We start from the raw sequence: 22,680 nt of genomic DNA on the forward strand, positions 1-22,680 counted from the left end.
ATGTCGGCGGCCATCTTTGCCGAGCCAGCCGCATGCGCAACCGAACTCGCCGCGAATGCGGCGAGGAGTGCGACAAATATCAGGCGGGCGATGAACTGCATGAGCGTAGGCTATTCCTCGTTCTGTCCAATTACCAGCGCGGCACATGGGCGATCTGTCCTGAAGCCAGACCGGATCATGGCGAGCAGACCATCTGATCTCCTGGACATCCCACGGCTAGCGTCACGATGGTCCATTACCATCGCAGTGAACAGATGGGGCTTCCCCTCACTGGAAGGTCAAGAGCGACAAGAGGCTATTTTGATAGCCTTCGGCAAAGGCCGCCGCATCAGGCATCGCTTGGGTTTGCTGTCCTGCGAAAATACGAGCGTCGATGGAGCCGCTTGCGCGGGCGTCGCCACCCGTCACTGTTTCCAACCCGGCTGACACAAGTGTGAAAAGGGTGAAGCCGCCCACAAACGCGAGCACGGATGCGCGATCGTCCTCGCGCGCCTCGTGCGCCTCTTCCAGCATGTCCTCGACGGCGGCCACGGTCAGCAAGCCGGCAACGAAGACAAGGGCGGCCATCTTCACGCTCTCTCCCGCACCTCGCAGTATGAAGAATGCGACGAGGGCGGACCCGACACAAAACAGGATGAACGACGCCGAAAGAAGCAGCCGACGCCGTCGGGGCACCCCCTTGTCCCGGAAGTTGGCCATCGCGGCGTAGCCTTCCGGGACATCGGCCAATACCTGGCCGAACGCCAGAACCATCGCGAGGCTGCTGGATACGGCCGAGCCCGTTCCGAGCATCATGCCGTCGCTGGTGAGATCCACCGCGACGGCGACGTAGATCATCCACATCCCCGTTCGGTTCCCGCGGCTGCCATCCTTCTGAAGTCCCTCCACGAGGGCTTCGATCATGACATAGGAGACGCCGCCCGCCGCGAAGGCTACCGCGAGCCACCAGCCGGCCAGAACGTCTACGGCCTCGGGGGTTAGTTCGACCGCGACGATCGCGATGACGATCCCGGAAGCGGCATGCAGCGCCCAGTTCAGTAGCCGGGAAGACGGCTTCCAGAACTCTGCCACGAGCGCCCCGGCGAAATTTCCCGCTCCCGGCAGAAGAGCCAGCAAGAAAACCTGCCAGAAACTGCTCATGCCGCGTCCCCTGAGCTGTCGTGTTGGCGATGGTGCGATGGCAGATAATGAACTTCTGTTGCTCTCATCAGGCTTTCCTGCCCTGCGCTCAACGATCCGAAGGTTTGAATGAACCTAGCTCCGGGCGACAGAATCGGAAGGGTTCGGCGGGCCAAAGCGGGGGCCTCATCCTGTCATTCAAGGCGCCTTTGATGCACGCCGGGATGGTCGGCTGATATCTTGTGAAACATTTCTACGATCAGGGGCTTGCTCCTCTAGCCGCTGGAGGTTGTAGCCATCCGGTGGCAGAAGATGGGACCCACCGATGGCGGCAGAACTCCAGCAGACACGCTACCGCGTCAGCGGCATGGATTGTGCCTCGTGCGCGTCGAAGATCGACAAGGCTGTGCGACGTCTGGAAGGCGTCGGAGACGTAGCCGTGTCGGTCGCGGCCGGCACGATGACGGTCGCACACGAGAAGGCGCTCACTCCGGCAGCAATCATCCGCCAGGTAAAGAACCTCGGTTACGGAATCGGAGAAGTTAGCCGCGGCGTCCGAGGAACCGGCAATGCGGCGGCTCCCACTGATGGCGAGAATCCGAACCATCATTCGCATGCACACGAGCATGCTGGCGATGAAGCGTGGTGGAGAACGCCCAAGGCGGTTCTGACGCTGACGTGCGGCCTCGCATTCGCAATTGCCTATCTGGCGGGCGTGGCTTTTCCAGCGTTTGAGAGCTGGGCCTTCCTGCTGGCACTCGCCGTTGGCCTCGTTCCGATCGCAAGGCGCGCCGCCGCAGCAGCTCGCTACGGCTCGCCGTTTTCCATCGAGATGCTGATGACGATTGCCGCCGTCGGCGCGGTGATCATCGGCGCGACGGAAGAAGCAGCGGCCGTGGTCCTCCTGTTTCTGATCGGCGAGATGCTGGAGGGCGTGGCCGCCGGTCGGGCACGGAAGAATATTCAGGGCCTGACGGACCTCGTGCCGAAGACGGCGCTTCTGGTGCGGGACGGCGAGACGGTCGCGGTAGCCGCCGACGGACTGGCCGTCGGCTCCATAATTCTGGTGCGCCCCGGCGATCGCGTTGCGGCGGACGGCGTCATCGCCGAGGGAGCCGGCGAGGTCGACGAAGCGCCCGTGACAGGAGAGAGCGTACCAAAGCGCAAGAGCGTCGGCGACACGGTGTTCGCGGGCACGATCAATGCAAGCGGTGTGCTGCGGATCAAGGTCACTGCCGCCGCTTCCGACAATACCATCGCGCGTGTGGTGCGGCTGGTGGAGGAGGCCCAGGAGGCAAAGGCCCCAACCGAGAGGTTCATCGACCGGTTCTCCCGTTACTACACCCCTGGCGTCCTGGTATTCGCGGCGCTGACGGCGATCCTGCCTCCGCTCCTTTTCGCCGAGCCTTGGAACGACTGGATCTACAAGGGTCTGGCCATCCTCTTGATCGGCTGCCCCTGCGCGCTCGTCATCTCGACCCCTGCGGCCATCGCTGCCGGGATGTCCGCCGGTGCCCGCCGAGGTCTCCTCATGAAGGGCGGTGCGGTACTGGAGAACCTCGGCAGAGTGACCGCTGTCGCGCTCGACAAGACCGGGACAATCACGATGGGAAAGCCCGAGGTCACCGACGTGATCGCGATCGGCCGAGCGGAGCGGGACATACTTTCCTTGGCCGCGTCGCTGGAACTGGGATCAAGCCACCCGCTGGCTATGGCAATTCTGCAGGAGGCAAAGGCCAGGAAGGCGCCGCTCCCGCCGGCGTTCGACGCCGAAGCCATTCCGGGCGAAGGGATCGCCGGCAGCGTCGGCGGCGAACGGGTATTCCTCGGCTCTCCCCTGGCTGCAGGTCGGCGCACGCAGATCTGCGAGAACGTTAGCACCAAGATCACCGTCCTCAACGACGCGGGCAAGACCGTCTCCGTCCTTCTGGCCGGTAACACGGTTGCAGGTCTGATCGCCATGCGGGACGAGCCCCGCCCCGATGCCGCATCGGGGCTCAGGGCCCTGCGCGGTCGAGGCGTCCTGATCATGATGCTGACGGGCGACAACCGACGGACAGGAGACGCCGTAGCGACGAGCCTGGGGATCCGGGCGCGGTCGGAATTGCTGCCGCAGGACAAGCAGCAGGCGGTGCGAGACCTCCAGGCGGAGGGCCATTTCGTTGCCAAGGTCGGCGACGGCATCAACGATGCCCCCGCCCTGGCTGCCGCAGACATAGGCATCGCCATGGGTGGAGGGACCGACGTGGCTCTGGAAACAGCGGACGCCGCGGTCCTGCATGGCCGGGTTCAGGACATTCCGGACATGATTGCCTTGTCGCGATCCGCAATGCGCAACATTCATCAGAACATCGCGATCGCGCTTGGCCTCAAGGCGGTGTTCCTGGTGACGACTTTACTCGGCGTGACGGGCCTCTGGCCAGCTATCCTGGCAGATACAGGAGCAACGGTACTGGTGACAGCCAACGCCATGCGACTGCTCGGCTGGAGGCCGCAATGATCAACGTGACCGAGCAAGTCCTCCGCCTCGGGCCTCTCATCGTTCTCCTGACAACCTGCTTCTGGCTGATGATTGCAACCAGCCGAACGTCGTCCATGATCGACGGCAAGGCTTACGGCTTCGCCGGAAACTCACGCCAGCAGGTCGCACAGGGATTGTTCCGCCTGAGTGTCATCGGCGCCCTTGGCGCGCTGATCGGATACGCCGCAGAGATAAGGTGGCCGATCCTGCGTCCGGTCGGCAAGCTCGAATGGCTGCACGCAGTCGGATTGGCGTTGGCGCTGGCAGGCCAGTTCCTGACGGTTTTTGCACAGTCCAGCATGGGAAGACGTTGGCGTGTGGGAGTTCCCTCCGCCGCGCCGGACGCACTGGTCACGCAGGGTTTATTTGGGGTCTCACGTAACCCGGTGTTCCTCGGCATGCTCGCAATGGCCCTAGGCCTGGCACTGGCGGTTCCGTCGATCGCGATGATCGTTTGCGCCACCGCCTTCTGGCTGGCCTGCGAGATTCAGGTCCGGGATGAGGAGCGGTTCCTCGAAAGTGCCTTCACAGACCAATACGTCGCTTACCGGTCCCGGGTGCGACGATGGTTCTAATCCGTGTCAAATCAAGGAGAGCAAGATGCGTAGCTTTGGGAACACGCTCGCGACGGCCGCGGCAGGCTTACTCATGATGTCGTCCGTCGCATCGGCGACAGGCGAATCGGTGGAGGTCTTTTCCACATCTGGCTGCGGCTGCTGCATCGGCTGGATTAAACACATGGAGGGCGCCGGGTTCGAAGTGACGAACGACAACCTCGCGATGGCTGATCTGTATGCTCGAAAAATGAAGGCCGGACTGAAGCAGGATCAGACTTCCTGCCACACCGGTTTTGTCGAAGGATATGTCATCGAGGGGCATGTTCCGGCCGCCTCTGTGGCGCGCCTCCTTAAAGAGCGACCGGATGCGATCGGCCTCGCCGTGCCCGGAATGCCGGTGGGGTCTCCCGGCATGGGCGAGAGCGGCGAACCGTACGACGTACTTCTCGTGCAGACTGACGGATCTGCAACCGTCTACGACACCTACCCGCAGTCCAAGGATGTTCCAGTACAATGAGGTTTCCGACATCGATCGTCCTCGTCCTCACCCTGACCGGAGCTGCGGCCGCGCACGAAGTAACGGCCGGGGACCTGGTCATCGGTCATCCCTGGTCGCGCGCAACGCCTGCAACAGCCAAGACCGGCGTGGGATATCTGACAGTCACGAACAACGGCAGCGAGCCGGATCGGCTGATTGGCGGTTCCGCGGACGTCTCGGCAGGATTCACGTTGCACACCTCCAAAATTGTCGACGGAGTCGCACGGATGCGCCCGCTCGAGGGTGGGCTCCCAATCGCTCCGGGCGAAACCATCTCACTAAAGCCAGGCGCCACCCACGTGATGTTGACGGGCATGAAGAAGCCGATTCTGGAAGCCGAGCCCTTCGCAGGAACTCTCGTGTTCGAGAAGGCGGGTTCCGTGCCGGTCGAGTTCACAGTCGAAGGCTTCGGCGGACGCCCTGCGGAAGCGTCAGATAGCCATCTGGAGAAACGACAGTGAGCCCGAAAACCCTTCGCAGAACGTTGTGGGGCGCCGTCGTCGTCCTGTGCCTGTTCGTGGGCGCGACTGCTGGCGTCACCATCATGCGCGCTTCGGGTCAGGCTCCCCTCCCCGGAGAAGCGTCATCCGGTATCGCCAACATTGGCGGCGAGTTTTCTCTTGTCGACCACGAAGGGCGACGCCGTGAATGGCGTGACTTTCGGGGTGAGCCGGTAGCGCTGTTCTTCGGCTTCACGAATTGTCCGGATATCTGTCCGACGACCCTTGGTGAACTCTCGGTGCTGCTGGACGATCTTGGTCCCCAAGGCGACGATCTTCAGGTACTCTTGATCAGCGGCGATCCGGAGCGGGATACGCCGGAGCGGCTCAACGAATACCTAAAGTCGTTTGATCCGCAGATTGTTGGTCTGACCGGCACAGAGGCAGAAGTTGACGAGGCATTCTCGGCTTTCAAGGCCTACCGCGCACTCGTTCCGCTGGAGAACGGCGAATACACGGTCGATCATTCCGCCGGGGTCTACCTATTTGATCGCGACGGAAGCTTTTACGGCACATTGGACATCCACGAGTCGCCAGAGGTCCAGCGGCAAAAAGTTGAGCGCCTGTTGGCTAGCTGAGAGATGCCGAAGCGGCGCTCAAGCTGACTCGAGCAAAAAGCTGCTGCCGACGCCACCCACAAGCAGCCAACGAACCGGCCTTTCGCAAAAATCTGGAAATCGAAACATGCCCCAGCCCGTGCGAATGCGCTCATTGCGGCACTGGGGTGAAAAGAGGCCGCACCGAGGATGAAAGCGTTCCGCATTGGATTGGCTTCTCGGTGTCGTGCCCGAGCCCAATCCGGCGGCGCTCCATCTCGGGAACGATCACGAACACCCGTCAACGCCGTTCTCGCGCGGCGCTGGCGGGTCACCGGACATCGGGAACAGGTACCGCCACCCGCCGATCTACATCATGAAGACGATGCGGCGGATCTTGCGGCCGCTCTCCTCGCCGCGCTCCGCCTCATGGTCCCAGAGGTAGTTGAAGCGGTAGACCCCGCCGACGTTCACTCGGCGTGCTCCCCGGCGTCGATGAGTTCCTGGAAGCCAGCCATGAGGTTCTCGAGGTCCTCCTCCGGCGCTTGGTCGACCCAGTGCGCCTGGTGGCCCTCGTCGAGCCGGCTGAGTCTGTCCCAGGCCTCCGACGGGACCATGACGATCTTCCGCTTCCCGCGCTTCCTCAGGCCCACCGGCTCGCTCAGCGCGCGGTCGAGGATGTCGCCCGAGCTGCGGTTCAGGTCGGAGAACGTGAACTCCCTCATGGCATAGCTCCTGAACGCATAACATTCGTACCCTTTCCCCGCCCCAGGGGGGCGGGCTGGTCAATGCGGAAGCCACCACCATGTCGCCATGCGTGTCACATCAAACAAAGTTGCTCGCTCTTTAAGTTGCGAGCAACAAAGCCGCTGCTATGACCCATCCATGGGAATTTTTCTCCGCCTCGCGCTGCTTGCCGCCCTGCTACTTGGGTCGATGAGTCACGCCGCGGCCGTGGTCGAGGCGGTCGAAAGTCCCTGCCAGATGGCGGAGCGGCTTTCATTGGATCCGCTCTATGGAGCGGGCACTATGGACGGCCCGGCGCCAGCGACGACGCAGGAGGCGAGTTCGGCCCACGCCCTCCACTGCAAACTTCCTGCAATGCAGGTCGTGGGGCCGTTTGTGGAGAGCCCTCGCAGAGCCGTGCTCCCCCTTCCGCGGTCGATCGAGTTGGGCTCCGGAGGCTCCCCCGGCCGGATCGAGCGTCCACCCATCTCGTAGTTACTAGACAACAGCACTGAGCCGAAAGCTTTTGTAGCGCGGCAGCTCGAATTCATCGCTCCCGCGCCGCTCTCGCATCCGTGCTTTCAAGGCCGGTTCACGCGCTCGCCGTGCCGCGTTTGCGCGCATGAGCGAACCGATCCAAGAACCCGATGAGAACTCGACGGCCTCTCCGGCCACGCCTATTTCAAGGAGAAGACATGATCGACGCCAAGACGCGCCGCCCCCCGGCAATCACCCATCCATCGTGCGATTCGGCAAGCCGGGATGGAGCGACCGGCATGGACCGTCGCGCATTCATTGCGGTAATGGCGAGCGTTGCGCTCACGGGCTGCGTCTCCACGCAGGAGCCGACACGTGTCGTTCCGATCAAGCCTCCAGAGCCCAAGCCCGTACTCCCCGCGATGTACCGGGCGATGCCCAATGAGCGCTTTCCGATCCCGGCGGTCGACGTTAGCAATCTCGATCGACGGCTCTGGCGGCAAGTCGTCGACTACCCCACCACCGAGCGGGTCGGAACGCTCGTTGTCGATACGCCCGCCAAGTACCTCTACCTCGTGATGGAAGAAGGAACGGCGATGCGCTACGGGATCGGCGTCGGTCGCGGCGGCTTCTCCTGGTCAGGGCGGGCGACGATCGCCTATAAGCGCAAATGGCCGACATGGACGCCTCCGGCCGAGATGATCAAGCGTGAACCCGAACTCGCGCCATACAGTGCGGCGAACGGTGGAATGCCACCGTCCCTCGACAACCCACTCGGGGCCAGGGCGCTCTACATCTTTCAGGATGGGCGCGATACGCTCTACCGCTTGCATGGTACAAATCAGGCTTGGTCGATCGGAAAAGCGGTTTCCTCTGGTTGCATTCGCCTCCTGAATCAGGATGTCATCGACCTGTACGGACGGGTCCCGGACGGAACCCCTATCCGAGTAATTCCGGATCCAGCGACTGCTATGTCTGCCTAATAGCGGGTGACCGAGCGCCATCGAGTCTGGCGGACTCCCTCACAAGTTCGAGCGTTCGCCGTTTAGGACCGGGCCGGAGTTTGGACCCGATCTCCGATCTTCGGACGGTCCGGCCATCCAGACGATGTGCCGATAAGTCCTGCCATACAATTGCGTAAGCGGACGAGCATCGCGGTCGCTGAGCCGCGGCTGTCGTGATCATCGAATATCGGTGGTCCGCCAAACACCCACCGCCGTCGTCGGCGAGGCGATCGCCTCAAATCCGCCGGAACTGTCGCTGAAATCAGTCGCGAACCTAGTCAAGGATGAATGCCCAAATGGATCGACGCTTCGTGGCGGTCAGTACCCTTGCGCTAATCCTGACGTTCGTACCCGGATCGGCGTCTGCCAGGACGGTGCACCCTTCCAGACCAGGCGAACTCTTGACGGTTGAGCACGCCGAGTTCGTCCTGTCTCCCGATCCTGCCGAGCCGATCGACCTCTATCTGGTCGTCTGGAACGGCACCGGTAGCAGCGTGACGATCAGCGGGGTGACAAGCCCGGCCGTTGCCCGCATCGCCGTCTCCCGCGGTCCGCATTCAGAGGACAAGCCACGAGCGGGCCTTTCCGGTGGTCTTGCCGTTCCCGCACGCTCCGAACTTCTCATGAAGGAGACAGGCCTGCATCTCCTGGCTGCCCCGCAGGAGCCGGCCTTGTCGCCTGGCGCAATGGTGCCCGTTACAGTTTCCTTCTTCGACGGCAGCGAACGGACCATTGTGGCGAATGTGCTTGCCGCGGGATCAACCCCGGAGGACCATCATCATGGCTCGTGATCGATCTCGTTCGGCCCTGATCTTGACGATGATCGCGACCAGCTTGTTTGCGTTCCCTGCCAAGGCAGCAGACATTGTGCCCCATCTGGCTGTCTACGATATGTCTATGCTCCGCAAGTCCTCCGATCTCGTCGGTGGCAGCGGACGCATCGCCCTTAAACTCGAGCGCGAAACCTGTGAGCAGATCGAGCTGGACTACCGCTTCGTCGCCCGCTTTGAGCGCGAGGATGCCACCGTCGTCACCGACCAGCAGACGGTTTCGGTCGAGAATTTCGCCGCAAGGGCCTACCACTTCACCACGCGGACCTTCGTCGACAACGTCGAGGGATGGGTCATCCGCGGCAGCGCGACAAATACGGATACTCGTACGCGTGTTGAAATCGCCGAGCCGAGTGCCGAAACGTTTGACCTGCCATTGTCGGTCTTTCCCACAGCGCACACGATGGATCTCATCGACATGGCGATTGCTGGGGAAAGCCTCGTCGAGGCCCGTCTCTATGACGGCGACAACGAGGCAGGGAAACTCCTGACGACGACGGCGATCATCACCCCCGTCGAAGCGGAGGCAACGCCGCCCGGACCGGCGAATCCTGAGGCTGCCTCCTCGCCTGTCGCTGCGATGCTCGATCTGCGCAGATGGCGGGTGGCGGAGTCCTATTACAATAGTGACAGCAAGCTGGACGGCCTGCCACTGTTCCAGACAAGCTACACCCTGTACGAGAACGGCATCTCGGACGACATCATAATCGACAACGGCGACTACGCGTTCTCGGGCTCACTATCCAAGCTCGAGCTTGCGGCGGCGCCTGACTGCGAAGATGCCTCCTGAGATGCGGAAACTGGTGCACGATCCCGGCCGCCGACGCGTGGTTCCAAATCCAGCCGTTGAGAGAGGCGCGACCCTGAACTCCTACGATCTAATGCCTTCCCTGCCGTATGTGGCGCGGGCAATGTTTACCGCGATCACCCTGTTGTCCATCGGCGGGTGTGTCTCGATCACGGAGGATGCCTACACGGACCTGGCGCCGGCGACTCTCGCAGTGGCCGAGAGAACCCGCCCGGAAGGTTCGATTCTCATGCGCATATTCAAGGAGGAAAGCGAGCTGGAGGTTTGGAGGCAGGGGGCAGACGGCCGCTACGCGCTTCACAAGACCCATCCAATGTGCCGCTGGTCAGGGCGGCTAGGGCCGAAGACGGCTGACGGCGACAGGCAGGCGCCCGAGGGGTTTTATCAGGTTACGGCAAGCCTGATGAACCCGAACTCGAAATATCACCGCTCCTTTAATCTCGGCTATCCGAACCAACTGGAACGAGCGCTCGGTTACACCGGAGACTCCCTCATGGTCCATGGCGCCTGTTCCTCCGCGGGTTGCTTTGCCATGACAGACAATGGCGTGGCCGAGGTGTACGCCGAGGCGCAAAGTGCCTTCCGGATCGGACAAAGCGATTTTCAGGTCCAGTCTTTCCCATTCCGTATGACGGCTGAGCAGATGGCGAAGCATCAGGGCGACCCGAACATCGAGTTCTGGCGCAACCTTAAGCTCGGATACGACGTCTTCGAAGTCACCCGCAGGGAGCCGACGGTCGCGGCCTGCGGAGGGCGCTACGTGTTTGATGCCCGCCGCGTTGACGGTGCTGCGGCACTCGAACCGACCGCTGCCTGTCCTGCCATGAATACCAGGGTCGATCCCCGAGTGTCGGCAAAGCGACACGACGACGAGCGGGTTGTGCAGAAGCTTCTTGTAGAAGGCCGCGCCGAGATGGCGATGGCTTATGTCGATGGCGGGATGCACCCCGAATTCCGCAGCTTGCTGGCACGTCTCGGCGCGGAGGAGCTCGCTAGGGAAACATCGATTACCGCCGTCCAGATCAGTCGGCCCGATGCAGCTCTCGTTGATCCCTACCAGGCGGGCCAATAGGTCCGATCACCCGCCAATCTCTGGTGTCCGGATCGCCCGAGCTGAACCTATCGAGAATGTACGGCAGTTCGTTGGGACACCTGGCCCTCCAACCGCATTGTCGCCGCCGCCGACGGTATCGTCGACCTCTGCCGCGGCAAGGTTGTCGATCAGCCCTTGAAAATCGTCCTCATCGAACTGCGGGAGTCGGCGCATGAATTCTGACCTGCGCTCGTTGGTATTTGGCAAATCCCAATCCGGCAGCGATGCTCTAACCCGCGCGAGCAACCAAATATCAATGGCCATGTGCGACCATCTCCTTCAGCGTCAGACTTCGGAGATAAGAGATGACCAACCGACGTCAGTTCATGATTGGTGTCCTGCTATTCTCTGCCCTGTCCGGTCCAACGGCCGCGCATCAAGCGTTCGAGCTTGATGCGAAGTTTCTGCCGCAGCGTGTCGCCTTCTCTGGTTTCACACCCGGAACCATTGTCGTCGATCCGAAGGCGAGGTTCCTTTACCTGGTGGAAGAAGACGGTTTCGCGCGGCGCTACGGCATCGGCGTAGGCCGAGCTGGACTGAGCTTTTCCGGCCAGGCAGTAGTTGGCCGGAAGGCTGAATGGCCCCGTTGGACGCCGACACCAAACATGATCAAGCGCGAACCAGGGAAATATGCAAAATACGCGGGAGGGCTAAAGGGCGGCCCCGGCAACCCTTTGGGTGCCCGGGCGCTTTACCTTCATCGAAACGGCCAAGATACTCTCTACCGTATCCACGGGACGACTGAGCCATCTTCGATCGGTAAGGCTGTATCAAACGGCTGCATTCGGATGCTCAACGAGCATGTAATCGACCTGTATGATCGCGTGAGCGTAGGAGCCGAGGTGGTAGTGCGGTGATCGCCAGCGCCGGGTTTTCGGCGCGTGTCGAAAAAGCTCCTTCCGATGATAGATCCTACAACATGGATTCAATCATCGCCGACATCTGATTGGCCGGAAGCAAGCCAGCGTATTTGTCGCCGTTCACGAAGAACGTTCGCGTCGCGTCCACGCAAACCATCTTTTGTCCGCGCTTCTGCGCGGCGACGATCTTCTGCTGCAATTCCTTGTCGTTTAGGCAGGCGGAGAACGTTTCCTGAGTGAAACCGGCCAGCTTGGTAATGTTGAGAAAAGCCGCCGAAAAATTTTCCACTCTTTCCCGTTGGTCTGCTGCTAGTGGATTGACCGGAACGAAAGAGTCCGGTGTGGGATTCACATCGTTAGGCTCGCATGCGAGTCTGCTGCATGCGCACAGGAGTTACCATTTCGGTCTCCGCCGCCGATCGTCGGCGTCTGGAGGCCATCGTCGCAGACCGCAACACGGTGCAGAAGCATGCGTGGCGAGTGCGGATCGTCCTTCTGACTGCCGACGGTGTCGGCACCAACGCCATCATGACAGCGACGGGCAAGTCGAAGACGACCGTTTGGCGCTGGCAGGCCCGCTTCGCCGAGGCCGGCGTCGATGGGTTGCTCGAGGACAAGACGCGTCCGCCGGGCAAGGCTCCGATCGGCGATGGCCGCGTCGTGGACCTTGTGCGCCTGACACATGAGCCGCCGCCGCACGAGGCCACGCACTGGACTGCGCGGGCCATGGCGAAGGCCGCCGGGCTCGGGGTGGCGACGGTGCAGAAGATCTGGAATGCTCACGGCCTCGCGCCGCATCGCTGGCGCGCCTTCAAGCTATCCAGAGATCCCGCCTTCGCCGAGAAGCTCCACGCCATCGTCGGGCTCTACGTCAGTCCTCCGGCGCATGCCGTGGTGCTCAGCGTCGACGAGAAGAGCCAGATCCAGGCACTCGACAGGACGCAGCCGGGCCTGCCGTTAAAAAAGGGGCGCGGCGCGACCATGACCCATCACTACAAGCGTAACGGCACGACACCTTGTTCGCGGCGCTCAACGTGCTCGACGGCACGGTGTTCGGAACGAACATGCAGCGCCACCGCCACCAGGAGTTCATCCGCTTCCTCAACGCGCTGGAGCGCGAGATCCCTGCCGGAAAGCTCGTCCACGTGATCCTCGACAACTACGCCGCGCATAAAACCCCCGAGGTCCGGCGCTGGCTGGAGCGTCATCCGCGCTGGACCTTCCACTTCACCCCGGCGTCAAGCTCATGGCTGAATGCCGTCGAGGGCTTCTTCGCCAAACTCTCCCGCCGGCGACTGAAGCACGGCGTGTTCTGCTCCGTCACTGACCTCCAGGCCGCCATCAACCGCTTCGTCGCCGAGCACAACCAAAACCCGAAGCCCTTCGTCTGGCGCGCCGATCCAGACGCCATCATCGCCGCACGATGTCGAGGGTTCCAAACGTTGGAGTCAATCCACTAGAAGAGGACATCGATCATGCGGTGCGCTGGGAATTACTTTGCGTGCAGCGCGCCGGCATTACTGCCGCGAGCGCGCGCGGGTCGAAGGGAATCCGCGAATGATCAGCTTGACCTCGCCGGTGACGATGTAGTCGGTGTTGATGGCCGGATAGCTGTTCTCGTGGAAGTTTGCGCAGTGGCCGCACTTCATCGAGGCGTATTCGACAATCGTTACCGGCGCATTCGGATCATCGATCACGAGGTCCGGCAGTGGCCTTCGGCCATCAGTTCGTCGATGTCCAACGATCCCATCGGCTCCGGGACTTCGGTGCGGCCGGGTGGCCCTGCGGGAGGCACGAAAGTCTGGGCATTGACGGCTTCGTTCGTCGGCTGGGATGCTGCCATTGTACTCGCAATCGCGGAGCATCTGACGAGGACGAGGACAAAAGGCCCCTGCTCAGCTTGGCGGCTTTTCGAGAAGACTACAAAGATAGCACGGCTCGGTCGGTTTGGCGGATAATCTAGATCAATTGCCGATCTTCCTGGTTCGAGAACCGGGTCTATGGGGGGCGATTCGGCTACTCCGCTAAGAGGCGGGTGAAGACAACAAATCCGGCGAAAAGCAGTGGCTGATGGAACAGGTAGATGGGCAGCGTTCGTTGCCCCACCCACGTCAGTACCCTGCCAAGATGTGCCCTGGGGCTATGGGGCTTCCGGTCCCGCTTTGATGGCCTGGCCACAAGGAGCCGGGTGCAGCCTATGCCCGCAAGTGTCACCCCAAACCACGGGAACACAGGCACAAAATCATTCGAAAATGGTGGCGCAGCAGCAAATCCGATCCAGGCCAGGAACCGGGTGTTGAAGGTCGGGGTTTCGAGAAAGAGCGGCGCCGCCAGCGTTGCGAATGAGGCGAAGAAGACCAAGCCAATTGGAAACCTCAAAAAGAGGAGTCCCAGGAGAGATCCCAACGCGATGGAGTGCAAAATTCCGAAGTAAATGAAACTGGTAGGAAAAGCACCATACGTGACCACTGATATCGCGGCAGCCGCCACGACAATCTTGGCAAGGCGCGTGAGGAATTTTTGCCAGTGGGTATAGCGGAAATGGGCCAGCACGAGCCCGACCCCAACGAGAAACATGAACGAGCCGGCGAGGCTGCGAGCAAATATAGTGACCGGAATACTGAACATCAGTGAGGGCGAAACATACCCGAAAAAGCTCAGGTCCCAGCCAAAGTGATAGATCACGACACCGATGATCGCCAATCCGCGCCACACATCGACAAATACGTAGCGCGTAGGACTGCAAAAGCTGCTCGGAACCTCAGGCACGGCAGAACCTGCCATCTTTGCTGTCGCTGACATCAGAGGCTTTGGCCAGCGACGGCTGAAATTCCAGCTATCGCGCCTGCCGGGTTTTCGGAGAGACAGCCGGATGTGTCACTGGCCAACTGTTTCGGGAGGATGGACGTCATCGATGGACTCCTTGTTCGGCATTCGGCCACCCCTAGCTCCTCTACCCACTGGAGGCGCAAGGGATAAATGGCTGAAAAAGAATGGGGCTGGAGCGCACCCCTTTTTGAGCAGCCAGGTAGTATAGCCGATAAGGCATAGGCATCCGCCTATGAGTACGACTATGTCGAAAGCTCCTGATGGCCCGTTTTCGCGGGTTGAAGTGATCACTTCCGTGCAGCGCCGGCGGCGATGGTCGACGGCCGAGAAGGTCCGCCTCGTCGAGGAGGCGATGCAGCCGGGGATGAGCATGTCCTTCGTAGCGCGGCAGGCAGGCGTCTCGCCGTCGCAGCTCTTTGCCTGGAAGCGTCGGATGCTGGAGGGCGGACATGCGGCCGTCCAGGCCGACGAAGACGTCGTCGGCACGTCGAGGGTCCGCGATCTGGAAAAGCGGGTCCGCGACCTTGAGCGGCTGCTCGACGCAAGACGATGGAGAACGAGATCCTGAAAGAGGCGCGCGACGTCGCTCGCCCCAGAAAACGGACATCGCCCTTGCTGTCCTGGAGCTATCCCCGCGGACGGTTCACGGTGAGCGCCGTGGCGCGGACGCTTGACGTCGCCTGTTCCCAGATCAACGATCGACGCGGCAGGGCGGTGAAGCCGCGGGCGGCCGTATCGCAAGGCCGAGGATGCCGAGTTCCTGACGCCCATCCGTGCCATCATCGACGCTCGGCCGACCTATGGCTACCGGCGCGTCACGGCGCTGTTGAACCGTCGCCTGCGGGCGGAATGCCGCCCGGCGGTCAATGCAAAGCGGGTACTGAGGATCATGCAGCATCACGGCCTGACGCTGGAGCGCCATACCGCCCGGCGGCCCGGTCGAACCCATGACGGCGTCGTCATTGCGCTGCGGTCGAACGTGCGTTCGCCAGCGGGCTCGAACCGGTGGCGCCTCGCTGGCTCACTGCTCAGACCATCTGGAGATCCATGCCAGGAACCGCGAAGTCGTGCGCATTCTCTTCGTCCTGGGTGCCTGCGACCGCGAGATCATTACCTGGTCGGCCGTGGCGCAGGCCAGCATCTCCGGCGAGATGGTGCGCGACCTCATGGTCACCGCCGTCGAGCGCCGCTTCGGCACGACCAAGGTGCCACAACCCGTCGAATGGCTGTCGGACAACGGCAGCGCCTACATTGCCAAGGAGACCGCCGACACCGCCCGGGCCCTCGGACTGACGCTTCTGTTCACGCCCGTCCGCAGCCCGGAGTCGAACGGTATGTCGGAAGCCTTCGTTAAAACGCTGAAGCGCGACTACGCCAGCATCACCGTCCTGCCGGACGCCGCTACCATTCTCGCCTTGCTCCCCGACTGGATCGAGGATTACTGCGAGGTCCATCCGCACTCAGGCTTGAAGTTCCGATCGCCGCGAGAGTTCATCAGGCGCAGTGCCTAAACCCAACCGCCGCCTGTCCGGCGAAATGCGAAACGGAGTCCACTTCAAAATTCATCGGTGATGCCTGCAACGATATCGCCAGAAACCCTGCGATAACCCGTCTCGATAGTCATCCTATCCAGTAGCTGATCACCGCACACTACCGACGAGGATGTCGCGGTCGTCCGCTATGCCGATCCATTTTCCGGAGTCCAGCTCCGACTGCCGCTTTAGATAAAGATAATCCGTCTCGTTCCAAGGAAGGATCCGCTCGTCCAGGTTGTCGAGCACGAAGTCGCCTTCGCTGGTTCGCACTGTCAGTACCGCATGGCCGGCACCGTTGCGCTGACGAAGAACGGTGATAAGGAGGGCTGAACGAGGAACACCTGCACGCTGGAGCATATACTGCTTCAGAAGCGCGAAGTCTTCGCAATCACCTTGCTTAGTGGGGTAGGCCCAGCGCTCGGCTACACCGAAAATCTCTTCGTCGGTTCGCGGGATGATGACCGTGTTAACGGAGCCGTTCACCTCGATCAACTGCGACCAGAGATCCTCGGTCAGGGTCGGAATGACAGCCGACGGATTCGGCTGGCACTCGCTTTGATATCGTTGGCAGAATTCGTAGTGGCCGACGGGCTGCGATGTTCGCTCCAGCATCGGCATTTGCGATCGCTGTGCCAACGCGGTGTTTGCGAAAATAACAACAACCAACATTGCAAGTATTGATTTAATAACTAGTTTGTATTTTTTTAACATTCCCGCCTCCTCTCTGATGATGAGAAGAGTGGCATACCGATTTTACTCTACAGCCAAAATCGACATCGCATTTCGAAGCGATTTTTATATAATCTATTCACTATGTTCGATTTGAACGAAGCCCCGGTCAGATCAAATGCGATCGTAAACTCCGCTCCAGGACGAGCGAGTTACACTTGGCAGATCGTGGCCCCATGCCTGATCCGCCGTGGAGAAGCCTCGAATACAGCGGTCAGGAGCCATCGGCAAAAGCCGCAAACAATGAGAGCGTTTGTTCGAGGCCCCTGCCCCGCGACCAATCCACAGCGTCGAAAACCAGCCGGCACCCTCGCCGTTCGCGTTCGCCTAGGAGGAGCACTTCCTAAGAGCGACGTCTTTTCGCGAGGCAGGGTTTACCCCGCCCGACCCGTCAACGTCGTTCTCAGTGGCCTTTACGTGGCTCGTATGGAGAGCGATGGCCACTTCTTGGGCCTCCGGCCACTCTACGAGGTCAACCAGAGTCTGGTGGAGCCATGGGAGATACGGCATCAGCCGAGCGACCGGATGACGGCGTCGCGCTGGTCGACGGCGCGGCGGAGGCGGGCGATCTCGGCGCGGAGTTCGGCGGCTTCGTCTTGCGCGTCGAGGGCCATCGTGACCGCAGCCTTGGCGAGCGTGGACATCTGACCGGCATCATGGCGCGCCGACGACAGGGCGTGGTCCCACGCGCCATGGGCAGCCTCTTCTTCACGGGCGATGCGGCCGGCGCGGATCGCGTCGATCAAGCCGAAGATTGTCTGATGCATTACGACTGCAGCGATGGCTCCGGTGGCGAGAGCGCCGCCCTGGACTGCGTGAGGATTCGTGAATGCCATGGGGATCGCCTCCGGTTTGAGAACGGCAACTTGGAGGGCTCGGGAATCGACGTCAACAACTGCATTCCGGCATGACCGGCGAAGGGCTCACCGGATTCGAATAAGTCGAGACAACGGGAATTAGCTGCCGACGGGAACCGGTCGGACATTTGCTATAGTGGCAGTTCACTCGTATGCGCATCGCCGCGAGCCTCGTCGTCCATTTCGCTGACTGCCCGCGCCGCCCTCGCGTCGTCGAGCACCGCCTGCTGCCGCTCCAGCGTCGGGCGGATCTCGTTGAGCGTCACTGGCGTGTAATTCCAAACATCGACGCCGACGTCGACCGAGCGCCCGATGCCCGGCAGGCTGCCGTGCGAATGTCCGTAGAGATGAATGGCACCGTGATGGAGGCTGGGCCAGGTGCGAAGGGCGTAGTGGTCGAGCACCACGGGCATCTTCTCCTCCGGGTGCCGAAGCATCAGGCGGTCACGCGGCGGAGACGCCCAAGGGAGCGTGCGCACCTTCTCCCGGTCATGGTTGCCGATGATGAGGTGCTTGCGGCCGTTCAGACGGTCGAAGATCTCGCGGCCGCGTCCCGCCGTTGCGCCCATGGTGAAGTCACCGAGGTGGTAGACGATGTCGGATTTCCGCACGCGGTCATTCCAGCGGCGGATGAGACCCTCGTCCATGTCCTCGACATCGTAGAACGGGCGATCGCACATCGCGATGATGCCGCGATGGCCGAAGTGGGTGTCGGCGGTGAAGAAGATCTCAGCCATGGCTCGCATCCTCCATCGCTTGATGGGTCGCTTCGAGGAGCATTCGCAGATGCGGAGTTGCGTCGTCGATCACCGAGGAGGTGACCTCCGCGTCGCGAGCCCGGACTCGCAAAAGGTTCAGGTCTCGGAATGCAACCTTGAACGCCTCCGCGTCGGCAAACGCCCTGGGCCAATACGGGGTGATGAGCGCTTGGCTGGCGCAGACTAGAGCGCTCGCTAGAGCATGTCGCGCCCGGTAGCCCTCATAACTGTCTCGGGCGAGGTCGACCATCGCCCGGCTCTCCCGGTCGAGCAGCCGCAGGGCCATCGAGAGGTGTCGGGCGGCGGACCGCAATTGCGTCTCGAACGGGTTGGGCGGGATGTCTCTCGTCATGGCGGTCGCTCTATCTGTCGGGGCGTGCGTCGGCGCGGCCCGGAAGGGACCGTCAGGCAGTACGGCGACGTATGAGCTGCGAGCGAGAGATCATGAGAGCCTTGTGCGGCGTCGGGAGGGTTGGCGTCAAGCCGGCCGGCGGGCAAACAAACCGGCGCGGTGGCCGGGGCTGGTGTCGTCGACGGGGTGGGGTGGATCAGGCGGCCTGCGCCGACAGCCGCAGGACCTCGGCCCGGTCGCCCGCCGCGACCTCGGTGTCGAGGTACGCCATGGCGGCAGCCGCGCCACGCTCGGCAAGCCGGATCCTGTAGATGACCGACTGGAAGGACTTCCTGTCTTCGAAGTCGAGCGCGGCGATGGTTTCGGCGGCGGAACGGTACGTCATGGTCTCTCCCTCGCTTCTCAAGCTGCGCGCCGGATTCTGCGGACGTCGTAGCGGAGCTCGCCCACTTTCTCCTCGAGCGTCTCGAGGTGCGCCTCCAATGCGAGCATGTATGCGGCGACGGCCGGGGTGCAGCCGAGGCCGTTTGCCCTTCGGACGGCGATGTCATGCGTATGGTCGGTCATTGTCTCTCTCCCTCGTTGCGGACCCGGTCCCCCGCGTGCCCCAAGAGAAGCGTTGGGCGCCGGCGGGCTGGCGTCAGATTCGAGGGGGATCGGCGGCAGAGATCAGGCTGCCTCTCCCGGCGACGCGTACCCACGGCCATAGCGATCGAGGAAGACGTTCGGCTGCTGCATCGCGCGGCACCAGCAACGCCACAGGAAGCCCCCTGCGTCCTCGCCGTGCTGGCCGAAGCGGAGTTCCTCCCGGAAGCGGCGTCGATGGGCGGCCGAAAGGCGACGTCGAGAGCACGGTTGATGGCGGCCTCCGCCGCCGGGCCGTCGTCCGGTCGCGGCCATTCGTGGATCGGGCCAAAGCCGATCTCAAGCAGGGCGTAGAGGTGGTCGGAGTTGGGGTCGTCGATGGTGTCCTCCTGGTGTTGGTGGACCAGCACGGGGCGCCGAGGCGCGGGCGCGAAACCGCCGGCGGAGGGCGCGATGGCGACCTCGAATCTTGCGGGATGGGCCGTCACGGTGAACGCGGCCGCCGAGGTCTACCAGTTCGGCCCCCTCCTGCGAGGGGAATCGTGGGACCCACCCCACCGGGCGCCGACCGGCAGGGGCGCTAACCCGTAGGCCTTCACTCCCCGGGTGGCGACACTTCGGCGGAGCGAAATCACGGCGGGCACCGCGACGCGCGGGGTGCCTGATCGCAACAGGCGTGACCTGACCGGTCACGCGCCTCGACCCACAAAAAGGGGGAAGCAGATGAACAAGACCTTCGCGAGGGCGCTGGGCATTGGACGACTGTCCGTGGTCCGCTTGAAGATCGTGGCAGTGAACCCGAAGCGGCAGCAGGCCCCGCAACTTGGAATCAGGCCCAGCGGGGGCTCGTAAACTATTTTGGCTGTGACCTGTACGTGACCTGAGAAGCCATCGCGCTGACCGCAAGGTCACACCTGCGGCCCCCAAGTGCCTGCTATATCAGGAAAATTTGGTGGGTGATGTAGGGTTCGAACCTACGACCCGCTGATTAAGAGTCAGCTGCTCTACCAACTGAGCTAATCACCCACGACGCCGGTGGCGTTCGGTAGCGGCTACATAAGCGGAAGCGCGGTGGCTGTCCACCCGTTAGCGACCATTTTTTGCAGTGCGATGACGGTTATTTTCGTGGAGTGCGCGGCAAGCGGCCGGGACCGGGCGTCAGGTGCCGCGCAGGATCGGTTTCGACGCCGGTCAGGACCAGGCGAAGAGGCGCGTCAGGGTGGCTGGCAGCGCCTCCGGCGTGATCTTGCGGATGCCGCCGGCCGGAGCCTGGGCCGGCTGCGATTCGGGCGGCCTGGCCGTCGTCTGCGGCGGTAGCGGACGCTGGTCCCCCGCCTCCGGGCCGGGCTCGACATCGAGGAAGCGGATGCCGGCGAACATGGCGCGGCGATAGACCAGGCGCGCCGGGCGCTCGTCGCGCTCCTCGCCGATCCGGATCTGGAATTCCTTGGGCAGATGCGCCGCGTCGTCGATGGTCAGCAGGGCGCCGGTCGCCGAGATGTTGCGCACGATGCAGTCGAAGGTGGAAAAGCCGCCGTTGAAGATGACCTTGGCGCGCTTCAGCGTGCGCGTGCGGGGCGCGACGCGGCGTTCCGAATCGTCCGGTTCATGTTCGGGAAGCGCAGCCATATCGGCCTCCATGCCAGGACAGTCGGTCCGGTTGTCGCAGGAACTCCTTTGCAATTCCTGAACCAAACCCGCTGAAATTCAAGCGAAATGCAAAGCGCCGGCGGGACAGGTCCCGCCGGCGCTCAAACAATTGCCGAATCGGCCAGGCGCGGGGCGCCTAGTTGCGGTCCTTGTCGACCAGCGCGTTCGACTTGATCCACGGCATCATGCCGCGCAGCTTCTCGCCGACTTCCTCGATCTGGTGCTTGTCGTTGAGGCGGCGGATGCCCTTGAAGCGCGCGCCACCGGCCCGGTACTCCTGCATCCAGTCCGAGGTGAACTTGCCGGTCTGGATGTCGGCCAGAACCCGCTTCATCTCGGCCTTGGTCTCGGCGGTGATGATGCGCGGGCCGGAGACATACTCGCCCCACTCGGCGGTGTTGGAGATCGAGTAGTTCATGTTGGCGATGCCGCCCTCATAGATGAGGTCGACGATCAGCTTCACTTCGTGCAGGCACTCGAAATAGGCCATTTCCGGCGCGTAGCCGGCTTCCACCAGCGTCTCGAAGCCGGCGCGGATCAGCTCGACCAGACCGCCGCACAGGACGACCTGCTCGCCGAACAGGTCGGTCTCGCACTCTTCCTTGAAGTTGGTCTCGATGATACCCGAGCGACCGCCGCCGACGCCGCAGGCATAGGACAGCGCCAGGTCGAGCGCGTTGCCCGACGGGTCCTGGTGGACGGCGACGAGGCACGGCACGCCGCCGCCCTTCTGGTATTCGCCGCGCACGGTGTGGCCCGGGCCCTTCGGCGCGATCATGACGACGTCGACGGTCGCCTTCGGCTCGATCAGGCCGAAATGCACGTTGAGGCCGTGGGCGAAGGCGATGGCCGCGCCGTCGCGGATGTTCGGGGCGATCTCGTCGCGGTAGATGTCGGCCTGGAGCTCGTCCGGGGTGGCCATCATCATCAGGTCGGCCCAGCCGGCCGCCTCGGAGACGGTCATGACCTTGAAGCCGTCGGCCTCGGCCTTCTTGGCGGTCGCCGAGCCGGCACGCAGGGCGACGGCGACGTCGTTGGCGCCGGAATCCTTCAGGTTCAGCGCATGGGCGCGGCCCTGGCTGCCATAGCCGATGATCGCGACCTTGCGGGACTTGATGAGGTTGAGATCGGCATCCCGATCGTAATAGACGCGCATGCTGTATCCTCCTTTGGATGCTTTGCTTGTTGTCGTGAATTCAGGCCGTGACCGGCCTCTCCTCGTCCACTCCGTAAAGAGCGAAGAACTGTGTGGTGGCGCGCTCCGCGTCGCGGGCGACGGCCGCCTTGTCGAGCGTCAGCCGGTCGCCGAGCAAGAGCCGGATCTGCACGTCGCGCACGACGAGGCCGAAGAAGCTGCGAAAGGCATCGTCGGCGTCCTCGAAGCGCACCAGCCCGGCATTGCGACCGGCCTCCAGCGCCGGCTTCAGCCGCCGGGCCATGGCGAACGGCCCGTTATGCAGGACGATGGCACCGAGATCGGCGGTCTTCGAACCGGCCTCGGCAATGGCCAGCCGGTTGAGCGCCACCGAGGTCGGACCGCTGAGGACGGTCAGCCAGTCGCGGGCGAACTGGGTCAGATGCGCGGCCAGGCGCTCGCGCGATGCCGCCTCCGCCCCCACCGGAACGCCGCGGACCTTCGCCGCCTGCCACTGCACCGTCGCGGTCAACAGCCCGTCGCGGTCGCCGAACCATTTGTACAGGGTTTCTTTGGAGCAGCTCGCGGCACGCGCCACGGCGGTCATGGTCAGCGGCCGGCGCGCCTCGACGAGCAGGCGCAGCGCCGCGTCCAGCACATCGCACTGGCGCTCCGTCATGC

At 62.7% G+C, this 22,680-nt stretch carries 26 protein-coding genes, 1 tRNA gene and 2 pseudogenes; 14 read left to right on the forward strand and 15 right to left on the reverse strand.

From position 1 onward, the window contains the following. Positions 1-197, forward strand: a 197-nt coding sequence (locus H9Q09_RS22350; RefSeq protein ID WP_210315355.1) for a hypothetical protein, incomplete at its 5' end; no start/stop codon positions are given. A gap of 70 nt (positions 198-267) precedes the next feature. Here the strand turns inward: H9Q09_RS22350 and H9Q09_RS13220 are convergent. After that, positions 268-1,140, reverse strand: a complete 873-nt coding sequence (locus H9Q09_RS13220) for a peptidoglycan-binding protein (RefSeq protein WP_187391432.1) — start codon at positions 1,138-1,140, stop codon at positions 268-270. A gap of 304 nt (positions 1,141-1,444) precedes the next feature. Between H9Q09_RS13220 and H9Q09_RS13225 the strand changes: the two genes are divergently transcribed. The 5 genes from H9Q09_RS13225 to H9Q09_RS13245 are packed head-to-tail and all read left to right on the forward strand — an operon-like array spanning position 1,445 to position 5,813. After that, the gene (locus H9Q09_RS13225) at positions 1,445-3,619 is read left to right on the forward strand and encodes a heavy metal translocating P-type ATPase (RefSeq protein WP_187391433.1); all 2,175 of its coding nucleotides are present in this window, start codon (positions 1,445-1,447) and stop codon (positions 3,617-3,619) included. Further along, complete coding sequence (locus H9Q09_RS13230) at positions 3,616-4,215, forward strand: isoprenylcysteine carboxylmethyltransferase family protein (protein WP_187391434.1); 600 nt, start codon at positions 3,616-3,618, stop codon at positions 4,213-4,215. Before H9Q09_RS13225 ends, H9Q09_RS13230 begins: the two co-directional genes overlap by 4 nt. A gap of 25 nt (positions 4,216-4,240) precedes the next feature. Further along, the gene (locus H9Q09_RS13235; RefSeq protein WP_024352262.1) at positions 4,241-4,714 is read left to right on the forward strand and encodes a DUF411 domain-containing protein; all 474 of its coding nucleotides are present in this window, start codon (positions 4,241-4,243) and stop codon (positions 4,712-4,714) included. Further along, a complete protein-coding gene (locus H9Q09_RS13240) occupies positions 4,711-5,196 on the forward strand; it encodes a copper chaperone PCu(A)C (RefSeq protein WP_187391435.1) in 486 nt (161 codons plus the stop codon). The genes H9Q09_RS13235 and H9Q09_RS13240 overlap by 4 nt, the downstream gene beginning before the upstream one ends. Further along, on the forward strand, positions 5,193-5,813 hold the full coding sequence (locus H9Q09_RS13245) for an SCO family protein (protein ID WP_009209141.1): 621 nt from the start codon (positions 5,193-5,195) through the stop codon (positions 5,811-5,813). Before H9Q09_RS13240 ends, H9Q09_RS13245 begins: the two co-directional genes overlap by 4 nt. 428 nt (positions 5,814-6,241) lie before the next feature. Here the strand turns inward: H9Q09_RS13245 and H9Q09_RS13250 are convergent, their stop codons facing one another. Further along, positions 6,242-6,496 (reverse strand): type II toxin-antitoxin system Phd/YefM family antitoxin, encoded by a 255-nt coding sequence (locus tag H9Q09_RS13250; RefSeq protein WP_024352261.1) that lies wholly within the window; start codon positions 6,494-6,496, stop codon positions 6,242-6,244. A gap of 696 nt (positions 6,497-7,192) precedes the next feature. On the opposite strand from H9Q09_RS13250, the gene H9Q09_RS13255 reads away from it, so the two are divergent. The 4 genes from H9Q09_RS13255 to H9Q09_RS13270 all read left to right on the forward strand — a co-directional run bounded on the left by H9Q09_RS13255 (position 7,193) and on the right by H9Q09_RS13270 (position 10,688). After that, entirely contained in the window at positions 7,193-7,957 is a 765-nt protein-coding gene (locus tag H9Q09_RS13255; protein WP_024352259.1) for a L,D-transpeptidase, read from the forward strand. Between the two features lie 317 nt (positions 7,958-8,274). Continuing rightward, complete coding sequence (locus H9Q09_RS13260) at positions 8,275-8,769, forward strand: copper chaperone PCu(A)C (protein WP_187391436.1); 495 nt, start codon at positions 8,275-8,277, stop codon at positions 8,767-8,769. Continuing rightward, positions 8,759-9,598, forward strand: a complete 840-nt coding sequence (locus H9Q09_RS13265) for a DUF1849 family protein (protein ID WP_187391437.1) — start codon at positions 8,759-8,761, stop codon at positions 9,596-9,598. Before H9Q09_RS13260 ends, H9Q09_RS13265 begins: the two co-directional genes overlap by 11 nt. 121 nt (positions 9,599-9,719) lie before the next feature. Then, the gene (locus H9Q09_RS13270) at positions 9,720-10,688 is read left to right on the forward strand and encodes a murein L,D-transpeptidase family protein (RefSeq protein ID WP_246716140.1); all 969 of its coding nucleotides are present in this window, start codon (positions 9,720-9,722) and stop codon (positions 10,686-10,688) included. Positions 10,689-10,694: 6 nt separating this feature from the next. Here H9Q09_RS13270 and H9Q09_RS13275 read toward each other — a convergent pair whose 3' ends face one another. Continuing rightward, positions 10,695-10,973, reverse strand: a complete 279-nt coding sequence (locus H9Q09_RS13275) for a hypothetical protein (RefSeq protein WP_187391439.1) — start codon at positions 10,971-10,973, stop codon at positions 10,695-10,697. A 41-nt stretch (positions 10,974-11,014) separates the two neighbouring features. Between H9Q09_RS13275 and H9Q09_RS13280 the strand changes: the two genes are divergently transcribed. Further along, positions 11,015-11,566: a L,D-transpeptidase gene (locus tag H9Q09_RS13280; protein ID WP_210315356.1), complete on the forward strand. Its 552-nt coding sequence runs from the start codon at positions 11,015-11,017 to the stop codon at positions 11,564-11,566. 55 nt (positions 11,567-11,621) lie between these two features. On the opposite strand, the gene H9Q09_RS13285 is transcribed toward H9Q09_RS13280, so the two are convergent. Then, complete coding sequence (locus tag H9Q09_RS13285) at positions 11,622-11,921, reverse strand: thioredoxin domain-containing protein (RefSeq protein ID WP_187391440.1); 300 nt, start codon at positions 11,919-11,921, stop codon at positions 11,622-11,624. 29 nt (positions 11,922-11,950) lie between these two features. On the opposite strand from H9Q09_RS13285, the pseudogene H9Q09_RS13290 reads away from it, so the two are divergent. Further along, positions 11,951-13,029, forward strand: a pseudogene (locus H9Q09_RS13290) (IS630 family transposase). Positions 13,030-13,086: 57 nt separating this feature from the next. On the opposite strand, the gene H9Q09_RS22480 reads toward H9Q09_RS13290, so the two are convergent. Together H9Q09_RS22480 and H9Q09_RS13300 are read right to left on the reverse strand one after the other, a co-directional pair. Further along, positions 13,087-13,266, reverse strand: coding sequence for a thioredoxin domain-containing protein (locus H9Q09_RS22480; protein ID WP_188077968.1), 180 nt, complete (start codon positions 13,264-13,266; stop codon positions 13,087-13,089). 319 nt (positions 13,267-13,585) lie between these two features. After that, complete coding sequence (locus H9Q09_RS13300; RefSeq protein ID WP_187391441.1) at positions 13,586-14,353, reverse strand: heparan-alpha-glucosaminide N-acetyltransferase; 768 nt, start codon at positions 14,351-14,353, stop codon at positions 13,586-13,588. Positions 14,354-14,642: 289 nt separating this feature from the next. Here H9Q09_RS13300 and H9Q09_RS13305 point away from each other — a divergent pair. Beyond that, positions 14,643-15,909 (forward strand): annotated as a pseudogene (locus H9Q09_RS13305) (IS3 family transposase). Positions 15,910-16,038: 129 nt separating this feature from the next. Here H9Q09_RS13305 and H9Q09_RS13310 read toward each other — a convergent pair. Further along, on the reverse strand, positions 16,039-16,644 hold the full coding sequence (locus H9Q09_RS13310; protein WP_187391442.1) for a transglutaminase-like cysteine peptidase: 606 nt from the start codon (positions 16,642-16,644) through the stop codon (positions 16,039-16,041). 512 nt (positions 16,645-17,156) lie between these two features. Between H9Q09_RS13310 and H9Q09_RS13315 the strand changes: the two genes are divergently transcribed. After that, positions 17,157-17,573, forward strand: coding sequence for a hypothetical protein (locus H9Q09_RS13315; protein ID WP_187391443.1), 417 nt, complete (start codon positions 17,157-17,159; stop codon positions 17,571-17,573). A gap of 77 nt (positions 17,574-17,650) precedes the next feature. Here H9Q09_RS13315 and H9Q09_RS13320 read toward each other — a convergent pair whose 3' ends face one another. From H9Q09_RS13320 to H9Q09_RS13355, 8 genes are all read right to left on the reverse strand, one after another. Beyond that, entirely contained in the window at positions 17,651-18,256 is a 606-nt protein-coding gene (locus H9Q09_RS13320) for a metallophosphoesterase (protein ID WP_024348514.1), read from the reverse strand. Continuing rightward, a complete protein-coding gene (locus H9Q09_RS13325; RefSeq protein ID WP_187391444.1) occupies positions 18,249-18,629 on the reverse strand; it encodes a hypothetical protein in 381 nt (126 codons plus the stop codon). The genes H9Q09_RS13320 and H9Q09_RS13325 overlap by 8 nt, the downstream gene beginning before the upstream one ends. Positions 18,630-18,825: 196 nt before the next feature. After that, a complete protein-coding gene (locus H9Q09_RS13330) occupies positions 18,826-19,014 on the reverse strand; it encodes a hypothetical protein (protein ID WP_024348516.1) in 189 nt (62 codons plus the stop codon). A 17-nt stretch (positions 19,015-19,031) separates the two neighbouring features. Beyond that, positions 19,032-19,196, reverse strand: a complete 165-nt coding sequence (locus H9Q09_RS13335) for a hypothetical protein (protein WP_154653360.1) — start codon at positions 19,194-19,196, stop codon at positions 19,032-19,034. A gap of 968 nt (positions 19,197-20,164) precedes the next feature. Further along, positions 20,165-20,240 (reverse strand) — tRNA-Lys (locus H9Q09_RS13340). Positions 20,241-20,405: 165 nt separating this feature from the next. Next, complete coding sequence (locus tag H9Q09_RS13345) at positions 20,406-20,843, reverse strand: PilZ domain-containing protein (protein ID WP_187391445.1); 438 nt, start codon at positions 20,841-20,843, stop codon at positions 20,406-20,408. Positions 20,844-21,000: 157 nt separating this feature from the next. Beyond that, positions 21,001-22,020, reverse strand: a complete 1,020-nt coding sequence (gene ilvC, locus H9Q09_RS13350; RefSeq protein WP_009209110.1) for a ketol-acid reductoisomerase — start codon at positions 22,018-22,020, stop codon at positions 21,001-21,003. Positions 22,021-22,060: 40 nt separating this feature from the next. Beyond that, entirely contained in the window at positions 22,061-22,678 is a 618-nt protein-coding gene (locus H9Q09_RS13355) for a TetR/AcrR family transcriptional regulator C-terminal domain-containing protein (RefSeq protein WP_050767679.1), read from the reverse strand. Positions 22,679-22,680: the final 2 nt, after the last annotated feature.

It is taken from the genome of Aurantimonas sp. DM33-3 (assembly GCF_014334315.1).
In the GTDB taxonomy this organism is placed as follows: Bacteria; Pseudomonadota; Alphaproteobacteria; order Rhizobiales; family Rhizobiaceae; genus Aurantimonas; species Aurantimonas coralicida.

Excerpts from the sequence above, each read along its gene's own strand:
- H9Q09_RS13235 (WP_024352262.1), top strand. The coding sequence starts at position 4,241 with ATGCGTAGCTTTGGGAACACGCTCGCGACGGCCGCGGCAGGCTTACTC.
- H9Q09_RS13265 (WP_187391437.1), top strand. The coding sequence starts at position 8,759 with ATGGCTCGTGATCGATCTCGTTCGGCCCTGATCTTGACGATGATCGCG.
- H9Q09_RS13280 (WP_210315356.1), top strand. The coding sequence starts at position 11,015 with ATGACCAACCGACGTCAGTTCATGATTGGTGTCCTGCTATTCTCTGCC.
- H9Q09_RS13345 (WP_187391445.1), bottom strand. The coding sequence starts at position 20,843 with ATGGCTGCGCTTCCCGAACATGAACCGGACGATTCGGAACGCCGCGTC.
- H9Q09_RS13255 (WP_024352259.1), top strand. The coding sequence starts at position 7,193 with ATGATCGACGCCAAGACGCGCCGCCCCCCGGCAATCACCCATCCATCG.
- H9Q09_RS13335 (WP_154653360.1), bottom strand. The coding sequence starts at position 19,196 with ATGACCGACCATACGCATGACATCGCCGTCCGAAGGGCAAACGGCCTC.
- H9Q09_RS13310 (WP_187391442.1), bottom strand. The coding sequence starts at position 16,644 with ATGTTAAAAAAATACAAACTAGTTATTAAATCAATACTTGCAATGTTG.
- H9Q09_RS13325 (WP_187391444.1), bottom strand. The coding sequence starts at position 18,629 with ATGACGAGAGACATCCCGCCCAACCCGTTCGAGACGCAATTGCGGTCC.
- H9Q09_RS13320 (WP_024348514.1), bottom strand. The coding sequence starts at position 18,256 with ATGGCTGAGATCTTCTTCACCGCCGACACCCACTTCGGCCATCGCGGC.
- H9Q09_RS13315 (WP_187391443.1), top strand. The coding sequence starts at position 17,157 with ATGGGAGATACGGCATCAGCCGAGCGACCGGATGACGGCGTCGCGCTG.
- ilvC (WP_009209110.1), bottom strand. The coding sequence starts at position 22,020 with ATGCGCGTCTATTACGATCGGGATGCCGATCTCAACCTCATCAAGTCC.
- H9Q09_RS13230 (WP_187391434.1), top strand. The coding sequence starts at position 3,616 with ATGATCAACGTGACCGAGCAAGTCCTCCGCCTCGGGCCTCTCATCGTT.
- H9Q09_RS13260 (WP_187391436.1), top strand. The coding sequence starts at position 8,275 with ATGGATCGACGCTTCGTGGCGGTCAGTACCCTTGCGCTAATCCTGACG.
- H9Q09_RS13240 (WP_187391435.1), top strand. The coding sequence starts at position 4,711 with ATGAGGTTTCCGACATCGATCGTCCTCGTCCTCACCCTGACCGGAGCT.
- H9Q09_RS13250 (WP_024352261.1), bottom strand. The coding sequence starts at position 6,496 with ATGAGGGAGTTCACGTTCTCCGACCTGAACCGCAGCTCGGGCGACATC.
- H9Q09_RS13355 (WP_050767679.1), bottom strand. The coding sequence starts at position 22,678 with ATGACGGAGCGCCAGTGCGATGTGCTGGACGCGGCGCTGCGCCTGCTC.
- H9Q09_RS13220 (WP_187391432.1), bottom strand. The coding sequence starts at position 1,140 with ATGAGCAGTTTCTGGCAGGTTTTCTTGCTGGCTCTTCTGCCGGGAGCG.
- H9Q09_RS13300 (WP_187391441.1), bottom strand. The coding sequence starts at position 14,353 with ATGGCAGGTTCTGCCGTGCCTGAGGTTCCGAGCAGCTTTTGCAGTCCT.
- H9Q09_RS13225 (WP_187391433.1), top strand. The coding sequence starts at position 1,445 with ATGGCGGCAGAACTCCAGCAGACACGCTACCGCGTCAGCGGCATGGAT.
- H9Q09_RS13270 (WP_246716140.1), top strand. The coding sequence starts at position 9,720 with ATGTTTACCGCGATCACCCTGTTGTCCATCGGCGGGTGTGTCTCGATC.
- H9Q09_RS13275 (WP_187391439.1), bottom strand. The coding sequence starts at position 10,973 with ATGGCCATTGATATTTGGTTGCTCGCGCGGGTTAGAGCATCGCTGCCG.
- H9Q09_RS13330 (WP_024348516.1), bottom strand. The coding sequence starts at position 19,014 with ATGACGTACCGTTCCGCCGCCGAAACCATCGCCGCGCTCGACTTCGAA.